We start from the raw sequence: 17,521 nt of genomic DNA, 5'->3' as shown, positions 1-17,521 counted from the left end.
GCTGCGGTTAATCTAATCGGTGCCGTCCGCGCTGTCGCCACAACATCGAAGTTCGGGCGCGCCCCACCGACGCACCGCACTCGAGCCGAAAGCCAGCGATTTGAATCGTCATCTCCGATGGGCCGTGCTGGTGCTGGGCCTGTCCGTGCTGGCCCGGCTGCTGTGGATGCTGCTGTCCCCGAACGGGATGAACCTGGTCGACCTACACGTCTACGTCGGCGGGTCGGCCGCGCTGCTGACCGATCAGCTCTATGACTTCACCTACGCGGAGAAGACGCCGGACTTCCCGTTGCCGTTCACCTATCCGCCTTTCGCGGCATTGGTCTTCTTCCCGCTGCACTATCTGCCGTTCACCCTGGTCGCGGTAGCTTGGTTGCTGGCCATTGCCGCGGCGCTGTACGCGGTGGTGCACATCAGTCTCGAGCTGTTGTTCGGGGCGCAACGGCTGCGGACGCCGCAGTGGCGGACCGCCACCGTCGGCTGGACCGCGCTCGGGCTCTGGCTGGAGCCGGTGCGAACCACGATGGACTATGGCCAGGTCAATGTCTTCCTGGTGCTCGGTGGGATGCTCGCGGTACGCAGCTCCCGATGGTGGCTCTCCGGCGGACTGGTCGGGATAGTCGCGGGTATCAAACTCACACCCGCGATCACCGGTCTGTATTTCGTCGCGCGCAAGCGCTGGGCGACGGTGGCATGGTCGGCCGTGGTCTTCGGCGCGACGGTAGGGCTGAGCTTCCTGATCGCCCCCGTGGAGGCGCGCCGGTATTTCGGCACACTGCTCGGAGACGCCGACCGGATCGGCCCGGTGGGGTCGGTGTGGAACCAGTCGCTGCGCGGAACACTGAGCCGGATCCTCGGGTACGACGTGGAGTCCGGCCCGTGGTGGATCGCGGCCGTGCTCGTGGTCGCGGTGCTGGCGTTCCTGGCTTGGCGCGCGCTCGACTCCGACGACCGGCTCGGCACGCTGATCGTGGTGCAGCTGTTCGGTCTGATGATCTCGCCCATCTCGTGGTCGCATCACTGGGTGTGGCTGCTGCCGACCGTGCTCTGGCTGGTGTACGGGCCGCTGCGCCGTGCACCCGGCGCGCGGATCATCGCCGGGTACTGGCTGGTGACCATGCTCGTCGGCGTGCCGTGGGTGCTGTCGTTCTTCCAGGACTCGATCTGGACCATCTCGCGCCCCGGCGTGCTGGCCTGGCTCGGCGCCGTCGACGTGCTCGGCGTCGTGGTGTTCTACCTCTGGGTGATCCGCTTCGGAACTCGGTACGCGCGATCCGACTCGGACGAGAACGCCCGCGTGACCACCGAGGGCTCCGCGCGCGCCGGCTAGGTCCGGCTTACCCGGACTTCACTGCCAAGCGGTCTATTTCGTGTGCCAGCGCGACGTCCAGCGCGGTGAGCCCGCCTGCGGAGTGCGTGGACAAGCTGAAAGTGACCTTGCGCCAGCGAATATCGATGTCGGGATGATGGTTCGCCTCCTCCGCGACCTCGGCGACGCGGCGCACGAGTTCGATGCCCGCGGGGAAGGTGGCCGCCTCGACGGTGCGGGTCAGGTTGTCCCCTGATCTGGACCACTCCGGCAAATCGGTGAGAGCTTCGGCGATTTCGGTATCGGAGAGCAGTGCCTGCTGCGCCATAACACTCCTTACTACTCGCCTCGGGCCGCCCCGGAAAGGGTGGCGGCGGGGTCAGGCTGCACGCGCCTGCTTGAGTGCCTTCTTCAGATCCTTGCCGGTCACACCGGCGGCTTCGCACTTCTTCATCCGCATGATCACCACGGGGCACTTCAAGCAGCGCGTCTTCTTCCGACAGCACTTCTTCTTCGGTTTCAGGCTCGAAACCTTCTTGGCTTTGACCTTGCCCACGGCGGTTAGCATACCCTTAGTGCCAAGGCTGAAACGGTGCCCCGAGCGGACTGCCGGTAGGGTATAGCTCGCCGCGATGCCTGGTGAGTTTCGATTCCCCACCTGTTCGCAGGGAGCCCGGCGTGTGCGTCAGGCCCCGGAGGCGGCAGCCTGCGTAACCACGGAGGGTCCGTGCACGCCGGACACCGAGCACCGTAGGCTCCAACACCGAACAGCAGGAGGATTCAGGCGTGTCGTCTGCACGCGATTTTCGCAACGTCGCCATCGTGGCCCACGTCGACCACGGCAAGACGACCCTGGTCGACGCCATGCTGCGCCAGTCGGGCGCCTTCGCCGAGCGGGCCGAGCCCGTCGATCGAGTGATGGACTCGGGCGACCTGGAACGCGAGAAGGGCATCACCATTCTCGCCAAGAACACGGCGGTGCACCGCCATCACCCGGATGGCTCGGTCACCGTGATCAACGTCATCGACACCCCCGGCCACGCCGACTTCGGTGGCGAGGTCGAACGGGGCCTGTCCATGGTGGACGGCGTGGTGCTGCTGGTGGACGCGTCCGAGGGGCCGCTGCCGCAGACCCGGTTCGTGCTGCGCAAGGCGCTCGCCGCGTCGCTGCCGGTGATCCTGGTCGTGAACAAGACCGACCGGCCCGACGCCCGCATCGAAGAGGTCGTCGAGGAGAGCCACGACCTGCTGCTGGACCTGGCCTCCGATTTGGACGACGCCGCCGCCGAGGCCGCCGAGCTCGCGCTCGACCTTCCGGTGCTGTACGCCTCCGGGCGCGAGGGCAAGGCGTCCAAGGAGCGTCCGGAGAACGGCAACGCACCGGACGCGGAGAACCTCGACGCGCTGTTCGACGTGCTGCTGGAGAACATCCCCGCACCGAAGGGCGATCCGTCCGCGCCGCTGCAGGCGCACGTCACCAACCTGGACGCCTCGGCGTTCCTCGGTCGCCTCGCGCTGGTCCGCATCCACAACGGCGAACTGCGCAAGGGGCAGAACGTCGCATGGATGCACGCCGACGGCGTCAAGCAGGTGAAGATCACCGAATTGCTGCAGACCGTCGGCGTGGAGCGCAAGCCGGGCGAGGTGGCCGTGGCGGGCGATATCGTCGCCATCGCGGGCATTCCGGACATCATGATCGGCGACACCCTCGCCGACATCGACGATCCGGTCGCCCTGCCGCGCATCACCGTCGACGAGCCCGCCATCTCGGTCACCATCGGGACCAACACCTCGCCGCTGGTCGGCCGGGTGCAGGGGCACAAGCTGACCGCCCGCATGGTGAAGGCGCGCCTGGACCAGGAGCTGGTCGGCAACGTGTCGCTGCGCGTGCTCGACATCGGTCGTCCGGACGCCTGGGAGGTGCAGGGCCGCGGTGAGCTGGCGCTGGCCATCCTGGTCGAGACCATGCGCCGCGAAGGCTTCGAGCTGACCGTCGGCAAGCCGCAGGTGGTCACCAAGCAGGTCGACGGCAAGGTGCACGAGCCGTACGAGGAGCTGACCATCGACTGCCCCGAGGAGTACCTCGGCGCGATCACCCAGTTGCTGGCCGCGCGCAAGGGCAAGATGGTGCAGATGAGCAACCACGCCGCGGGTTGGGTGCGGATGGAGTTCATCGTTCCCTCGCGTGGCCTGATCGGCTTCCGTACCGACTTCCTCACCGAGACCCGCGGCACCGGTATCGCCAACGCCGTGTCACACGGCTACGCGCCGTGGGCAGGCGAGATCCGGGCCCGGCACACCGGCTCGCTGGTCTCCGACCGGTCGGGAACGGTGACGCCGTTCGCCATGATCCAGCTGGCCGACCGCGGGCAGTTCTTCGTGGAGCCGGGCGCGGACACCTACGAGGGGCATGTCGTCGGCGTCAATCCGCGTGCCGAGGATCTGGACATCAACGTCACGCGCGAGAAGAAGCTGACCAATATGCGCAGCTCCACGGCCGACGTGATCGAGACCTTGGCCAAACCGTTGCAGCTCGATCTGGAGGGCGCGATGGAGTTCTGCGCCGCCGACGAGTGCGTGGAGGTCACGCCGGAGGTGGTCCGGGTGCGCAAGGTGGTGCTCGGGCAGAACGAGCGCGCGCGGGAACTGTCCCGGCGTAAGGCGCGCGACCGCGCGGCACTGTAACCGCTTGTTGGGCAACGGTATTCGGCGTCACCATGGTGGCGCCGAATACCGGGCCGAACCGCGGGCCCGGCAGCGGGCGTTCGCACTGTGCGGGTGGGCCGCCAGTTCGCATTCGACTTGTGCGCATCCGCGCGATCGGAATTTCGCGCAATCGGAGACGCCGCGGTGGCTATCCCACATGTTTCGAGATGAGCTCGTGATGTTTGCCGTGTGAAATCTGGCGCGGCATTGTCCCAGCTTTCGGCGGGCTGCATCGCTGATAATTCACGATCCGTGATCGTCTCGGTTCCAGGTATATAATTTGGAAACAGTGCGTCTGCGCTGAATCGTCCTCGCGTGCCGTGTCGGTGTGAAAAGCTGAAAATTGCCGACGGAACCATTCCTGAACTTCTTACGTCGTCAGGGGAAATGCCGCCGTGCGGCGTGCTTGCTTTATCCCGCCCGCATCCGTGACGACCCCAGCGGGCTACGCGATAAGCGTTCGGCGAGGAGTGGTGGCTCCACCTGCGGTTGTGCGGCTCGCCCTGGCGAGTGGTCGCCGTGCCGGCCGGAGGGTGCGGCGACCACTGGAGTTCGCCGTCCGTTCGGCATATCGTCGCAACCGTTCACCTTTATGTATCACTCGTGGCTGGGGAAACGAAACCGATGCGCATCCGGATTGCCGGATTCTGTGCGCCGGTTCGTCCGGCTATTGTGGCGCCTCTGGTACGCCGAATATTTGCCGAGGTTCCACGCGGTATGGACGGCGTTGTCACCGGATCGTGGCACTCCTCGGTTTTTCACTCCGCGGATATCCCGCGAGCGCGTTGTTTCCCTGCTCCGCAGCGGAATCTGGGAACGGACTCGACCGTACGGTAGAGTTCCCGAGCGTGAAAGTGGGCGCAGGAAAACGCGCAGCGTGGCGCACGTTGTTGCCGGCCGTGGCGGTGCTGACCTTGATCAGCAGCTGTGCGGCGAATCCGCCGCCGCCCATCGAGAGCACCGACAGCCCGAAGACCACACCGGTCAAGCCGGCGGAGACGACCGTGGTCGTCGCCTTGGACACCATCGGCACCGCGTTCAACCCGCATCTGCGCTCGGACCAGTCCGCCGCGACCTCGGCGATCGCCTCCCTGGTGCTGCCGAGCCCGTTCCGGCCGGTGCCCGATCCCGCACGACCCGGTGTGACCGCCTGGGTGCCGGATTCGTCATTGCTGGTCTCCGCCGATGTCACCGCGCAGGAACCGTTCACGATCACCTACAAGTTGCGCAACGAAGCGTCCTGGTCGGACGGGGCGCCGATCGCGGCCGAGGATTTCCGCTATTTGTGGCAGGAAATGATCTCCGAGCCGGGAGTCGTCGATCCGGCGGGTTACCGGATGATCTCGGACGTCAATTCCTCGGCGGGCGGTAAGACGGTCACCGTCGTGATGACGCAGCCCTATCCCGGCTGGCGCGAGTTGTTCACCGATCTGCTGCCCTCTCATCTGCTCAAGGACGCGCCCGGAGGGTTCGCCAGGGGGATGAACGGCCAGGTCAACGGTGTCCGGGTGTCCGGGGGACCGTTCGGGATCCGCTCGGCAGACCCCGGCCGCGACGAGATGCTGCTGGAACGTAACGACCGCTTCTGGGGGACTCCGGCGATGCCGGGCCAGATCCTGCTGCGCCGCGGCGGCACGACCGCACAACTGGCGGGCTCGCTGCGCACCGGCGACGTGCAGATGGCGCTGGTGCACGGGGGTGTGGCGACCCAGGCGCAGCTGGGGGCGATTCCCTCCGTGCGGACCTCGATCATGCCGCAGTCCCGGGTGCTGCACATGGTGCTCAACGGACGCAAAGGCGAACTGAGCGACCCTCGGGTCCGCTCGGGTGTGCTTGCCCTGCTGGATCCCGCCCTGCTGGCCACGGTCGGCGCGCAGACCGGCAACTGGGTGGAACCGGCGCGCGCGCAAGTGCTCGCACCGTCCGATCCCGGATACGCTCCGACCGCTCCGCCGCGGCTACCGGCGGAGGAGGCGTTCGCGCTGCTGGCCGCCGCGGGGTTCGGCCGGGCGCCGGAGCCGCCGCCCGCGGTCTCCCCGACCTCGCCCGCCCCGCAGCCGCGCACCGTCGGCAAGGACGGCAAGCCGCTGACCGTGCGCATCGGCGCCGTCGACCGGGACGCCACCGCCTTGGCCGTGGCCAATACCGCCGCCGATCAGCTGCGCAGCGCGGGCATCGACGCGACGGTGCGCAGCGTCGCCGCCGACGAGCTGTACGGCAAGGAGTTGCTGGAGGGGACGGTCGACGCGATCGTCGGCTGGGAGGTGGCCGGTTCCGATCCGGCGACCGTGCTGGCCTCGCGGTACGGGTGCCCGCCGCCCGCACTGCCGGGAGTGACCGGTCCGGCGCAGGCCATCGCCGAGGCGGCGCAGCGGGCGCCGAGCAACCTGTCCGGCGTGTGCGATCCGACCCTGCAACCCGCGATCGATGACGCGATCCGCGGCGGTGACGTGGGACGGGTGCTCGCCGAAGCCGAGCCCAAACTGTGGGCGATGGCGACGGTCCTGCCCATCGTGCAGGACGGCGCCGTCGCCGCGTCCGGTCCCCGGCTGGACGGCGCCTCGCTCAGCGGCGCGATCCAGGTCGGCATCTTCGGCGACGCGTCCATGTGGCGCAGGATCCCGTGACGGCGGCGACGGGCGGGCTTCTGCTGGTGCACGCCCACCCGGACGACGAGTCCATCACCACCGGAGGCACGATCGCGCACTACCGCCGTCGCGGCGTGCCGGTCACCGTGGTCACCTGCACCCTCGGTGAGGAGGGCGAGGTGATCGGCGACGAGTGGGCGCTGCTCGCCGCGGGCCACGCCGACCAGCTCGGCGGCTATCGCGTCCTCGAGCTGACCCGTGCGCTGGAAGCGCTCGGCGCGGGCCCGCCGCACCTGCTCGGCGGCGCGGGACGCTGGCGCGACTCCGGGATGGCGGGCACGGCATCCGCGAACAATCCGCGCGCGTTCGTGCGCTCCGGAGACGAGGCGGTGCGGGCCCTCACGGACGTGGTGCTGCGGCTGCGGCCGCGCGTGATCGTCGGCTACGACCCGAAGGGCGGCTACGGACACCCGGACCACGTCCGGGCGCACGAGATCACCACGGCCGCCGTGCACGCCGCCGCGGGCGAGGGCTGGGACGTCCCGAAGTACTACTGGACCGTCACCGACGCCGACATGCTGCGTCTGCACACCGCCGCGCTGGCCCGGCGCACGGCAGCGGGCCTGCCCGGCGCGCTGCCACCGGGTTGGCGGCTGCCCGCCGAAGGCGAGCTCGCGAGCGTGCCCAGCGACGCGGTGACCACCACGATCGACGTCTCCGAGGTGCTGGCGGCCAAGCGCGCCGCCCTGCGAGCGCACGCCACCCAGGTCACCGTCGCGCCATCCGGCCGGGAATTCGCCTTGTCGAACGATATCGCTCAGCCGGTGCTGCCCGAGGAGCACTTCATCCTGGTGCGGGGCCGGCGCGGTCCGCTCGGGCCGGACGGCCGGGAGCACGATTTGTTCGCCGGACTGGAGTGACGGGTCCCGCCGACGGATTTCCGGACATTTCGCATAATCCGCCCACGATTTCCGGAACTTGTCCGGCGGCGAGGTGCTGAACCCCCAGGGCTGGCGGTTGGCGGTATCGGCGCGGCGGGTACGGTTCCGCGTGATCTCGGGACATCGAAACGGAGGATCCGTCGGTTCATGACAGCGCGCGGTGACAACACCCATCTCGACATCGAGGACCACGGGTACCACAAGAGTCTGAAGCCGCGGCAGCTGCAGATGATCGCGATCGGCGGCGCCATCGGCACCGGCCTGTTCCTCGGCGCCGGTGGGCGGCTGGCCAGTGCCGGTCCCGGATTGTTCCTGGTCTACGGCGTGTGCGGGTTATTCGCCTTCCTCATCCTGCGCGCGCTCGGCGAACTCGTCCTGCACCGGCCATCGTCCGGGTCGTTCGTGTCCTACGCGCGCGAGTTCTTCGGTGAGAAGGCGGCGTTCGTCGCGGGCTGGATGTACTTCCTGAACTGGTCGATGACCGGCATCGCCGACACCACCGCGATCGCGCAGTACTTCCACTACTGGTCGGGGTTCTCCGCCGTTCCGCAATGGTCGCTCGCGTTGGCCGCGCTGGTGATCGTGCTCGGCATCAACCTGATCTCGGTGAAGTGGTTCGGTGAGATGGAGTTCTGGGCCGCGCTGGTGAAGGTGTTCGCGCTCAGCGCGTTCCTGATCGTCGGCACGATCTTCCTGCTCGGCCGCTTCACCGTGCAGGGCGCCGCGACCGGGCCGAGCGTGATCGCCGATCACGGCGGCCTGTTCCCGACCGGCGTCATGCCGTTGGTCGTGGTGGTGTCCGGTGTCGTCTTCGCTTATGCCGCAGTCGAATTGGTCGGTACCGCGGCGGGGGAGACGGAGCACCCGGAGCGGATCATGCCGCGGGCGATCAATTCGGTGATCGCCCGGATCGCCGTCTTCTATGTCGGTTCGCTGGTCCTGCTCGGATTGTTGCTGCCCTACACGCGGTACACCGCCGACGAGAGCCCGTTCGTCACCTTCTTCACCATGCTCGGTGTCCCCGGCATCGGCAGCGTGATGAATCTCGTCGTGCTGACCGCGGCGTTCTCCAGCCTGAACGCCGGCCTGTACTCGACCGGTCGCATCCTGCGCTCGATGTCGCTGAACGGCAGCGCGCCGAAATTCACCGGGGTGATGGGCAGCAACGGCGTTCCCTACGGCGGCATCCTGCTCACCAGCCTGATCGCGCTGGTCGGCATCGCGCTCAACGGCATCGTCCCGGAGCGGGCGTTCGAGATCGTGCTGAACATGGCGTCGCTCGGCATCGTCGCGTCCTGGGCCACCATCGTGCTGTGCCAGCTGCAACTGTGGCGCTGGTCCACCAGGGGGCGCATCCAGCGTCCCGCGTTCCGCATGTTCGGCGCGCCCTACACCGGTCTGCTCACGCTGGTGTTCCTGTTCTTCGTCGTCGTATTGACCGGTTTCGACTATCCGGTGGGGACTTGGACCGTCGCGACCATCCCCCTGATCGTCCCCGCGCTGATCGTCGGCTGGTTCGCCGCGCGCAAGCGGGTGCTGGCCATCGCCGCGGAACGTGGCGGCCCGACCGGCGAATTCCCGGTCGTCGCCGCCCTGCCCGTCGACCGGGAGAACTGATCATGCGCCCGATCGCCCCGGAATAGACTCGGCAGTATGTACAACTGGGAGGTCCAGAACGCGATCGCGGCGTTCGTCGACAGCATGCGGCCGCACTGGCAGGAACAGCACGACCTGTATATGACGGTGCTGTACGCGTTCGCCGACATGCAGAGCCACCTGTTGACCCTCCTCGGCTATCCGCCGGTGCCGTGACGACGCAGATCGACGACCACGCAGGCGATCGGGCTCCCGTGGCATCCGGCGCCACCCGTGTCCCCGTAGGCCTCCTCGGCTCGATGATCCTCGTGATCCTGACCGTGGACGCCCTGCTCACCCTGGCGCTCGAGGTGTTGTACCTGCCGACCTACCTGGGTTCGGTCGCTTTCCCGATTTCCGCCGCGGTGGCGGGGGTGGTGAACGTCCTGCTCGTCGCGGGCGCGCGATCGGTGACCCGGCGTCCAGCGATTCTGGGCCTTCCGGTGGTCGCGTGGACGTTCGGCTTCCTGGTCTGCGCGAGCGCCGGGCCGGGCGGTGACGTTCTGCTGGGCAGTGATTGGCGGACGGCGCTGTTGCTGTTCGCCGGGCTGCTGCCGCCGCTGGCCTACATCTACATCCAGGTGAACCCGCGCGTCTTCCGCCACCGTTGATCGGGGCGGTCACGCGAGCCGGACCGCCAGGGTCGCGATCACGGCATCGGTGCGAACCCGCAGCGCGGCCGTGAGCACCGGCCCGCGCGGATTGTGCAGCAGGCGTTGCCACCAGTGCCTGGCTTCGACATGCGCGAGCAGCACGGTGACGCCGAGCCCGGCGGCGGTCTGGTTGCGGACGTAGCCGACTAGGGTGGCGACCAGGCTGCGATGCGGGCAGGGGAGCACCGCGAGCGGGACGCCTGGATCCCACTCCTTCCACTGGGCACTGAGTCGTTTGGTCGCGGCCGGATCGATGTCCGCGGCCACCGCGACGATCTCGCCGTGCATGCGCAAGGCGGCTTCCAAGGCGCGATAGGTCACCTCGCTCATGGTGACCACCGGGACGATCACCAGTTCCTCGGCCTCCGGGGCCGGTCGCGGCCGCGGCGGGATCTCACGCAACCGCAACTGGCGCGCGACGTCGGCGTAGTAGTTCTCGATCCGGGAGAAGAGGGTCACCAGCGCGGGAATGATGAGCAGCAGCAGCCATGCGCCCTCGGAGAACTTCTCCGTCAGCAGGACGACGCCCGCGACGGCGGTGAGCGTCGCGCCGAATCCGTTCAGCAGTGCGCGCGGTAACCACCCGCGATCACGCACGCGCCACCAGTGCAGCACGAGACCGCACTGGCTGATGGTGAATCCGATGAAGACGCCGATCGCGAAAACCGGCAGCAGCCGGTGGGTTTCGGCATCGACCGCGAGCAGCACCAGTCCGGCCAGTAAGGCGAGTGCGGTGACCCCGTACCGGAAGACCGGACGCTCGGACCGCAGCGCGAACAGCGACGGCGCCCTGTGGTCCTTGGCCAGCAGCGCCAGCAGGACCGGGAGCCCGCCGAAACTGGTGTTCGCCGCGAGCAACAGCACCGCGGTGACCGCGAGGTTGGTGAGGTAGAACAGCCAGCCGGTGCCGAAGGCCGCCGCGGCCAGCTGCGCCAGGATGGTCACGTTTCCGCGTGGCGTGACGTGGTGCTGGCGGATCAGCAGGGCCAAGCCGAGCAGCATCGCGCCGAGCAGGATGCCCAGCGCCACCTCGGTGTGCTGCGCGCGGCGCACCGAGGGGGCGCGGAAGGCGGGCACGGCGTTGGCGATCGCTTCCACACCGGTCAGTGACGAGCATCCCGCCGCGAAGGCCTTGAGCAGTAGGACGAGACCGAGCGCCTCCACCGGCTGGATCGCGCCCGGGTCGACGCCGATCATGGCGATCGGTTCCGGCCGCAGCAGTCCGACGACGATGACACCGCCGATCAGGACGACGAACAGTAGCGCGGGCCCAATCAGGACCCGCGCCGATTCCGCCACCCCGATCAGATTGATCACGGTCAGCGCCGCGAGCCCGATCAGTGTCATCGGCAGCAGTTCGTCGGCCAGTGCGGGGAATGCGCTGGCCAGGCTGGCCGCGCCCGCGGCGAGGCTCACCGCGACGGTCAACACGTAATCCACGACCAGGCTGGCGGCCGCGAGCAGTGCGGCGGGCCTGCCGAGCTGCTTCTTGGCGACCGCGTACGCGCCGCCGCCGTCGGGGTGCACCGCGATCACCTGCCGGTAGGACAGCACCAGCACCAGCAACAGCGCGGCGATCGCGCAGGCCACCGGCAGCGTCCAGGAGACGGCCGCCGCCCCCGCCGCGACCAGCATCAGCACGATCGCCTCAGGGCCGTAGGCCACGCTGGACAATGCGTCCAGGGAGAGCGCGGCGAGCCCGCCCACCGCGGTCAGGCGGAACTTGTCCGCCCGCTGCATCTGCCGGACCCGGCGGTCGGCGATCCGCGGCTCCGTATGGTGCGGCTCGGTCTTGGTCCCCACGGCGTCCATTGAACTCCGCCGTCGGATGGCAACCGGTCAGCGACACTTGGGCGCTGGTGGGTTCAGCGGGCGCCGGGCAGTCCCGGTGTCACGGCTTCGATGAGTTCCCACGCTTCGCCGGCGGGAAGGTCGACCACCGCGTAGCGCTTCTTGCCCGCGGCGGTGGCGGCGATCACCGTGGCGACCCCGGCGCGCCGCTGGAAGAAGGTCTGCCGCACCGTCCAGCCGATCACGCCGGGGGCCTCCAGGCAGTCTCGGTCGCGGTCGAGTGATCCGGCCCGGGTGATCAGCCAGGCCGGGCTGCCGGTCGTGCGGGGCAGCACCGCGTGCCCGAGGCCGCGGTAGCGGTCCTCCGCGAGAGCGAGCGCGAGCGGCAGTGCGAAGGCTGGCAGCAGCCACCACCACGGCGAATAGTGCTGTCCCCCAAGGGAGATGAAAGCCGGTATCGCGACGATGAGCACGACGGGCGCGAGCGCGCGGGTATGCCTGCGTCGCCGTGCGGCCGGGCCGTGTGCGAGCAACGGGGCGCTGCCCGGCGCCGGGACGGCGTGCACGTCCGCCGCGCCCGCACCGGTGGGCCGAGCCTCCGGGCGCACGGGAAACTCGGTGTCCCGCGTTTCCTCCGGCGCGAGGAGATGACCGAGGGTGTGCTCCACGGCGGTCCGCGGGGCCTGCGGGAGAATCCGCTGCCGCGGGTTCTCCCCGGTCATGATCGCCTCGAGTTCGGCGGCGCCCGCCAGGCGCAGCAGCAGCGGTTCCTTGACCGTCGCTCCGCGCAGCCGGGCCCGGTCGAGGGTGATCTGACGAGTGGTGAACAGGCCGTGGCGCAGTTGCAAGGTCTTGCCGTCGTCGCGGACGCGCAGCCCGAAATAGGTGGTCAGATAGTGCGCGCACGCGGCGGCGCTGACCACGACGACGATGACGCCCAGCAGCGCTGCCGCGGCGAGCGCGAGGACGAGCACGCCGCCGTCTTCCACGTCGTGCACGGCGTCCGACCGGAAAACGATCTCCCCGAGCCCGTATTGCAGCGCGAAGCCGACGATCGGTGCGATGATCGCGAACCCGGTCAGCGACAGCGGGGCGTAGCGCACCCACGCCGGACTCCAGTGCCCGATCTCGCGCGCCCGGGCACGCGGGGCGGTGAAACCACCGGAAACATTCTGCTGCGGCGGTTCTCGATCCTCGTCGCGGCCCACCCGGCCCGCCGTATGGGCGAGCAGCGCGGCGCGCAACGGCGGGACGACGCGGGCGTCCAGGGCATCGAGCTTGAACTTCTCACCCGAATCCGCCTGCTGGCCGGTCCCGATCGCCAGCACCGCCAGCCCGAGGGCCCGATGCAGCAGGTCGGCTTCGATGTCCACCGAGCGGATCCGCGACCGCGGCACCGACAATTTCTTGCGTTCCAGCAGCCCGGTGCGCAGCTCCACGTGCGTGGGCCCGACCCGATACGTCGTGGTGAACCAGCGGGTCAGCGCGAACCCGACGATCAACGCGAGCGGGATGATGCTCCATACGTGGTTGCCGCTACTGGTGCCGAGGATCACCGAACCGATCAGCACCGGGATGAACTTCACCACCTCGGTGATCGGATGGACCAGCAGCATCCGCTTGTCCAGCCGCTGCCAGGGCTGCCCGGCCTGCTCGCCGTCCGCCGTTTCGCCGCTCATGTCGCGTCTCCCCGGTGCTGCGCGGCGATCCGGGTGAGCCGGGCCACGGTTTCCTCGGCGACCGCGAGGTCGAGCGCGCTGATCTGCACCGCACCCGCGGAGGAGGCGGTGGTCACGGTGACCGTCGCCAGTCCGAGCAGGCGTTCGAGCGGTCCGCGTTCGGTGTCGACGGTCTGCACCCGCGAGATCGGCGCGACGCGGCTCTCCTGGGTGAGCCAGCCGACCCGGGTGTAGACCGCATCGTCGGTGACCTCCCACCGGTGCACCGCGTACCGCCACCACGGCGCGACACCGATGTTCAGCGCGGCGGGCACGAGCGCGACCAGGAAGAGTCCGAGCTGCCACCCGCGATGCGCGGAGTCGAGCACCGCCCACACGAGCAGGGCCGCGAACGGGATCACCCACGCCAGGACGGCCTGCACGGTCCACAGGAGCTTCGCCTTCGGACTGGGGCGCCAGGCCGGAGCGGCCAGGATCGTGCGCGGCTGCGACATGCTGCCAATAGTTGCACGATCACGCGGTCGCCGTCGCGGTCGACAGCGGAGCGAACGGTGACATCGTGGACCCCGGCGGCCGAGTGAGCGAGAGGCGGCCGGGGATTGCCCGAGCTGGAACGAGTTCCTTTGTGCGGCAACCATTCCCACATAGATTGGGCGCCGGGTCGAGTGCGCGATAGGAGATCTGCTTCATGATTCGTCTGCACGGACTCGGCCTCGGCGTAGCCGTCACCATGTCGATCTTGCTCGGCGCGGCGGCGCATCGGCCACGGCACGATCACCGGACGGACCACGATCCGTGGCGTCGATGCCCCGGAATAGCCTCGGGTACCGCGCAGTTGTGAACGCTCAACGGTGCTCCACGTCCCCGCGTGGGCTCCGTGGCGAACGGAGCCGCAGCTCGTCCGCTTCGCCGCAACCAGCACTGGAGGGAGACAGTTCCGGATGTGTAGCGCATGATCGAGGGCGTGACCGACCTACCGAACCCGAGTGTCCCGTCCGCACCGCCCAGTCCATCGGCCATGCGCCGGGCGCTGCGCAGGGCCCGCGACGGTGTCACGTTGAACGTGGACGAGGCCGCGGTGCTGCTGCACGCGACCGGTGACGACCTGGCCGATCTCTGTCGCAGCGCCGCGCGGGTGCGCGACGCCGGGTTGGCGTCCGCGGGGCGCCCGAAGACGATCAGCTATTCCCGCAACGTCTTCATCCCGTTGACCCGGCTGTGCCGGGACAAGTGCCATTACTGCACCTTCGTGACGGTGCCGGGCAAGTTGCGCGCCGAGGGCAAGGGCATGTTCCTGGAACCGGACGAGGTGCTCGACATCGCCCGCAGGGGCGCGGCCCTCGGCTGCAAGGAGGCGCTGTTCACGCTGGGTGACCGTCCCGAGGATCGCTGGCCGGAGGCCGCGCAGTGGCTCGACGAGCGCGGCTACGACTCCACGCTGGACTACCTGCGCGCCGTGTCGATCATGGTGCTGGAGGAGACCGGTCTGCTGCCGCACCTGAATCCCGGCGTGATGTCGTGGGAGGAGATCGCGCGGCTCAAGCCGGTGGCGCAGTCGATGGGCATGATGCTGGAGACCACCTCGGCCCGGCTGTTCACCGAGAAGGGCAACTGCCATTACGGCAGCCCGGACAAGGACCCGGCCGTGCGGCTGCGGGCCATCACCGACGCGGGACGGCTCTCGGTGCCCTACACCACCGGCATCCTGGTCGGCATCGGCGAGACGCTGACCGAGCGGGCCGAGTCGATCATGGCGATTCGCAAGCAGCACAAGGCGTTCGGGCACATCCAGGAAGTCATCGTGCAGAACTTCCGCGCCAAGGACGACACCGCCATGCGGGACGTGCCGGACGCGGGCCTGGAGGAATTCCTCGCCACCATCGCGGTCACCCGCATCCTGCTCGGGCCGGATGTGCCGGTGCAAGCGCCGCCGAACCTGGTCTCGCACGCCGAGTGCCGAGCGCTGATCGACGCGGGCATCGACGACTGGGGCGGCGTTTCGCCGGTGACGCCCGACCACGTGAACCCGGAGCGGCCGTGGCCGAACCTGGACACGTTGCGGGAGATCACCGAGGCGGCGGGCTATCAGCTGGTCGAGCGGACCTCCGCGCACCCGAAGTACGTGCGCGCGGGCAATCCGTGGGTCGATCCGCGGATCGGCGCGCACGTCGCCGCGCTCACCGACCCGGCGACGGGACTGGCGAATCCGGACGCGATCCCGGTCGGCCTGCCCTGGCAGGAGCCGGACGAGTCCTGGGAGTCGGCCGGACGCGTCGACCTCAACACCGCCATCGACACCGAGGGCCGCAACACCGAGGCCCGCAGCGACGCCGCGCTCGGACAGGACATCGTCGGCGCCTTCGGCGACTGGGACACCATCCGCGAACAGGCCCGCGACCTGGCCGTCGCCACCCCGCAGCGGCTGGACTCCGACGTGCTCGCCGCGCTGCGCGCCGCCGAACGCGATCCGGCCGGGCTCAGCGACGCCGAATACCTGGCGCTGGCCACGGCGGACGGCGCGGAACTGGACGCGGTCGCCGCGCTGGCCGATCACCTGCGCCGCGACACCGTCGGCGACGACGTCACCTACGTGGTGAACCGGAACATCAACTTCACCAACGTCTGCTACACCGGGTGCCGGTTCTGCGCGTTCGCCCAGCGCAAGGGCGACGCGGACGCGTTCACCCTGAGCACGGAGGAGGTCGCCGACCGGGCCTGGGAGGCGCATGTCGACGGCGCCACCGAGGTGTGCATGCAGGGCGGCATCGACCCCGACCTGCCGGTCACCGGTTACGCGGACCTGGTACGGGCGGTCAAGCAGCGGGTGCCGTCGATGCATGTGCACGCCTTCAGCCCGATGGAGATCGTGAACGGCGCCTCGCGCGGCGGCCAGAGCGTGCGGGACTGGCTGGTCGCGCTGAAGGAGGCGGGCCTGGACACCATTCCCGGCACCGCCGCGGAGATCCTGGACGACGAGGTGCGCTGGGTCCTCACCAAGGGCAAACTGCCCACCTCGGCGTGGATCGACGTGATCACCACGGCCCACCAGGTGGGCATCAGGTCCAGTTCGACCATGATGTACGGCCACGTGGACAACCCGAAGCACTGGGTCGGGCACCTGCGCGTACTGCGCGGAATCCAGGACGAAACCGGCGGCTTCACCGAGTTCGTGCTGCTGCCGTTCGTGCATCAGAGCGCGCCGCTGTACCTGGCGGGCGCCGCGCGGCCGGGACCGACCAACCGGGACAACCGCGCCGCGCACGCGCTGGCCAGGATCATGCTGCACGGCCGGATCCACAACATCCAGACCAGCTGGGTCAAGCTCGGCATCACCGGAACGCGGGTGATGCTCAACAGCGGCGCGAACGATCTAGGCGGCACGCTGATGGAGGAGACCATCTCCCGGATGGCGGGCTCACAGCACGGCTCGGCCAAGACGGTCGCCGAGCTGGTGGAGATCGCCTCCGGCATCGGACGGCCGGCCCGGGAGCGGACGACGACCTACGGCGTCCCGAAGCACAAAGGACTGGCGGTCTCTCCGGGGCTGCAAGCCGTCTTGGTCGACTGATACCGAATTCGCGTCGGTTCGCGCTGGGCGGCCCGATGTCCTGGCGACGGCGATAGGTTCGAGCCCGCGGTGCGATCGGATTTCCGGTCGGCCGCGGGCCGGTCGGGACCGGCGTAATACCGGGCCCGCCGCCGCGGGCTCCGGCGCTACCTCGCACAACTCGGTCCCGAGCGCGTAGGGCGGATGGCGGAGTGGAATCACGCCTCGCGTTGGCGTGCGTGAACCCCGAAGTTAGGACAGGCTGACCAGTAGTAACGTGTGGTTGCCGGGATAGGGTTTCGCCGGGCGGACTATCCCGCAGGCGAGGACAGACTAGGAGAGCGGCAGTGCCGTACATCATCGCTGAACCGTGCGTTGACGTGAAGGACAAGGCATGCATCGAGGAATGCCCCGTGGACTGCATCTACGAGGGCGGTCGCATGCTGTACATCCATCCCGACGAGTGCGTGGACTGTGGTGCATGTGAGCCGGTGTGCCCGGTGGAGGCGATCTTCTACGAAGACGACACCCCGGACCAGTGGAGCGGATACGTGAACGCCAACGTCGATTTCTTCGACGAGCTGGGCTCGCCCGGCGGCGCGACCAAGGTCGGCAAGGTCGACTACGACCCGCCGTTCATCAAGGAACTGCCCCCGATGGCGAGTGAGTGAG

Annotated in this window: 15 protein-coding genes; 10 read left to right on the top strand and 5 right to left on the bottom strand. The window is 68.9% G+C overall.

The features are described from left to right. Positions 1–100: 100 nt before the first annotated feature. Positions 101–1,330 (top strand): mannosyltransferase, encoded by a 1,230-nt coding sequence (locus tag ON21_RS22995; protein WP_245562694.1) that lies wholly within the window; start codon positions 101–103, stop codon positions 1,328–1,330. A gap of 7 nt (positions 1,331–1,337) precedes the next feature. On the opposite strand, the gene ON21_RS22990 is transcribed toward ON21_RS22995, so the two are convergent. Next, the gene (locus ON21_RS22990) at positions 1,338–1,637 is read right to left on the bottom strand and encodes a 4a-hydroxytetrahydrobiopterin dehydratase (protein ID WP_039800605.1); all 300 of its coding nucleotides are present in this window, start codon (positions 1,635–1,637) and stop codon (positions 1,338–1,340) included. 51 nt (positions 1,638–1,688) lie between these two features. After that, positions 1,689–1,865 carry a hypothetical protein gene (locus ON21_RS39305; protein ID WP_085994939.1) on the bottom strand — a complete coding sequence of 59 codons (177 nt, stop codon included), beginning with the start codon at positions 1,863–1,865 and terminating at the stop codon, positions 1,689–1,691. A 230-nt stretch (positions 1,866–2,095) separates the two neighbouring features. Here ON21_RS39305 and typA point away from each other — a divergent pair, with 230 nt between their 5' ends. The 6 genes from typA (at position 2,096) to ON21_RS22965 (ending at position 9,790) form a co-directional block, all read left to right on the top strand. Beyond that, a complete protein-coding gene (gene typA, locus ON21_RS22985; protein ID WP_039800603.1) occupies positions 2,096–3,994 on the top strand; it encodes a translational GTPase TypA in 1,899 nt (632 codons plus the stop codon). Positions 3,995–4,863: 869 nt separating this feature from the next. Beyond that, a complete protein-coding gene (locus ON21_RS22980; protein WP_051021238.1) occupies positions 4,864–6,642 on the top strand; it encodes an ABC transporter family substrate-binding protein in 1,779 nt (592 codons plus the stop codon). Then, the gene (gene mshB, locus ON21_RS22975; RefSeq protein ID WP_039800639.1) at positions 6,639–7,523 is read left to right on the top strand and encodes an N-acetyl-1-D-myo-inositol-2-amino-2-deoxy-alpha-D-glucopyranoside deacetylase; all 885 of its coding nucleotides are present in this window, start codon (positions 6,639–6,641) and stop codon (positions 7,521–7,523) included. The genes ON21_RS22980 and mshB overlap by 4 nt, the downstream gene beginning before the upstream one ends. A 168-nt stretch (positions 7,524–7,691) precedes the next feature. Further along, positions 7,692–9,161 (top strand): amino acid permease, encoded by a 1,470-nt coding sequence (locus ON21_RS22970; protein WP_039800599.1) that lies wholly within the window; start codon positions 7,692–7,694, stop codon positions 9,159–9,161. A 36-nt stretch (positions 9,162–9,197) separates the two neighbouring features. Beyond that, on the top strand, positions 9,198–9,356 hold the full coding sequence (locus ON21_RS39300; protein ID WP_169332723.1) for a hypothetical protein: 159 nt from the start codon (positions 9,198–9,200) through the stop codon (positions 9,354–9,356). Further along, on the top strand, positions 9,353–9,790 hold the full coding sequence (locus tag ON21_RS22965) for a hypothetical protein (protein ID WP_039800597.1): 438 nt from the start codon (positions 9,353–9,355) through the stop codon (positions 9,788–9,790). Before ON21_RS39300 ends, ON21_RS22965 begins: the two co-directional genes overlap by 4 nt. Before the next feature lie 9 nt (positions 9,791–9,799). On the opposite strand, the gene ON21_RS22960 is transcribed toward ON21_RS22965, so the two are convergent. The 3 genes from ON21_RS22960 to ON21_RS22950 form a co-directional block, all read right to left on the bottom strand. After that, positions 9,800–11,635 carry an APC family permease gene (locus ON21_RS22960; RefSeq protein ID WP_245562693.1) on the bottom strand — a complete coding sequence of 612 codons (1,836 nt, stop codon included), beginning with the start codon at positions 11,633–11,635 and terminating at the stop codon, positions 9,800–9,802. Between the two features lie 62 nt (positions 11,636–11,697). Then, on the bottom strand, positions 11,698–13,302 hold the full coding sequence (locus ON21_RS22955; RefSeq protein WP_039800595.1) for a PH domain-containing protein: 1,605 nt from the start codon (positions 13,300–13,302) through the stop codon (positions 11,698–11,700). Continuing rightward, the gene (locus tag ON21_RS22950) at positions 13,299–13,796 is read right to left on the bottom strand and encodes a PH domain-containing protein (RefSeq protein ID WP_051021236.1); all 498 of its coding nucleotides are present in this window, start codon (positions 13,794–13,796) and stop codon (positions 13,299–13,301) included. Before ON21_RS22950 ends, ON21_RS22955 begins: the two co-directional genes overlap by 4 nt. A 194-nt stretch (positions 13,797–13,990) precedes the next feature. Between ON21_RS22950 and ON21_RS38625 the strand changes: the two genes are divergently transcribed. The 3 genes from ON21_RS38625 to fdxA all read left to right on the top strand — a co-directional run bounded on the left by ON21_RS38625 (position 13,991) and on the right by fdxA (position 17,520). After that, on the top strand, positions 13,991–14,143 hold the full coding sequence (locus tag ON21_RS38625; protein ID WP_157170928.1) for a hypothetical protein: 153 nt from the start codon (positions 13,991–13,993) through the stop codon (positions 14,141–14,143). A 111-nt stretch (positions 14,144–14,254) separates the two neighbouring features. Further along, the gene (locus ON21_RS22945; protein ID WP_039800593.1) at positions 14,255–16,870 is read left to right on the top strand and encodes a bifunctional FO biosynthesis protein CofGH; all 2,616 of its coding nucleotides are present in this window, start codon (positions 14,255–14,257) and stop codon (positions 16,868–16,870) included. Positions 16,871–17,196: 326 nt separating this feature from the next. Next, on the top strand, positions 17,197–17,520 hold the full coding sequence (fdxA, locus tag ON21_RS22940) for a ferredoxin (protein ID WP_014987978.1): 324 nt from the start codon (positions 17,197–17,199) through the stop codon (positions 17,518–17,520). Position 17,521 lies beyond the last annotated feature (1 nt).

The sequence above is a fragment of the Nocardia araoensis NBRC 100135 genome, from assembly GCF_000308435.1.
GTDB classification, from domain to species: Bacteria; Actinomycetota; Actinomycetes; order Mycobacteriales; family Mycobacteriaceae; genus Nocardia; species Nocardia araoensis.
The sequence above is the reverse complement of the archived record's forward strand: the minus strand, read 5'-3'. Positions and strand labels throughout refer to the sequence as shown.

What these genes read in the sequence shown, in the direction of transcription:
- ON21_RS38625 (WP_157170928.1), top strand. Translation starts at nt 13,991, where the DNA reads ATGATTCGTCTGCACGGACTCGGCCTCGGCGTAGCCGTCACCATGTCG.
- ON21_RS22955 (WP_039800595.1), bottom strand. Translation starts at nt 13,302, where the DNA reads ATGAGCGGCGAAACGGCGGACGGCGAGCAGGCCGGGCAGCCCTGGCAG.
- ON21_RS22990 (WP_039800605.1), bottom strand. Translation starts at nt 1,637, where the DNA reads ATGGCGCAGCAGGCACTGCTCTCCGATACCGAAATCGCCGAAGCTCTC.
- ON21_RS22945 (WP_039800593.1), top strand. Translation starts at nt 14,255, where the DNA reads ATGATCGAGGGCGTGACCGACCTACCGAACCCGAGTGTCCCGTCCGCA.
- ON21_RS39300 (WP_169332723.1), top strand. Translation starts at nt 9,198, where the DNA reads ATGTACAACTGGGAGGTCCAGAACGCGATCGCGGCGTTCGTCGACAGC.
- ON21_RS22970 (WP_039800599.1), top strand. Translation starts at nt 7,692, where the DNA reads ATGACAGCGCGCGGTGACAACACCCATCTCGACATCGAGGACCACGGG.
- ON21_RS22950 (WP_051021236.1), bottom strand. Translation starts at nt 13,796, where the DNA reads ATGTCGCAGCCGCGCACGATCCTGGCCGCTCCGGCCTGGCGCCCCAGT.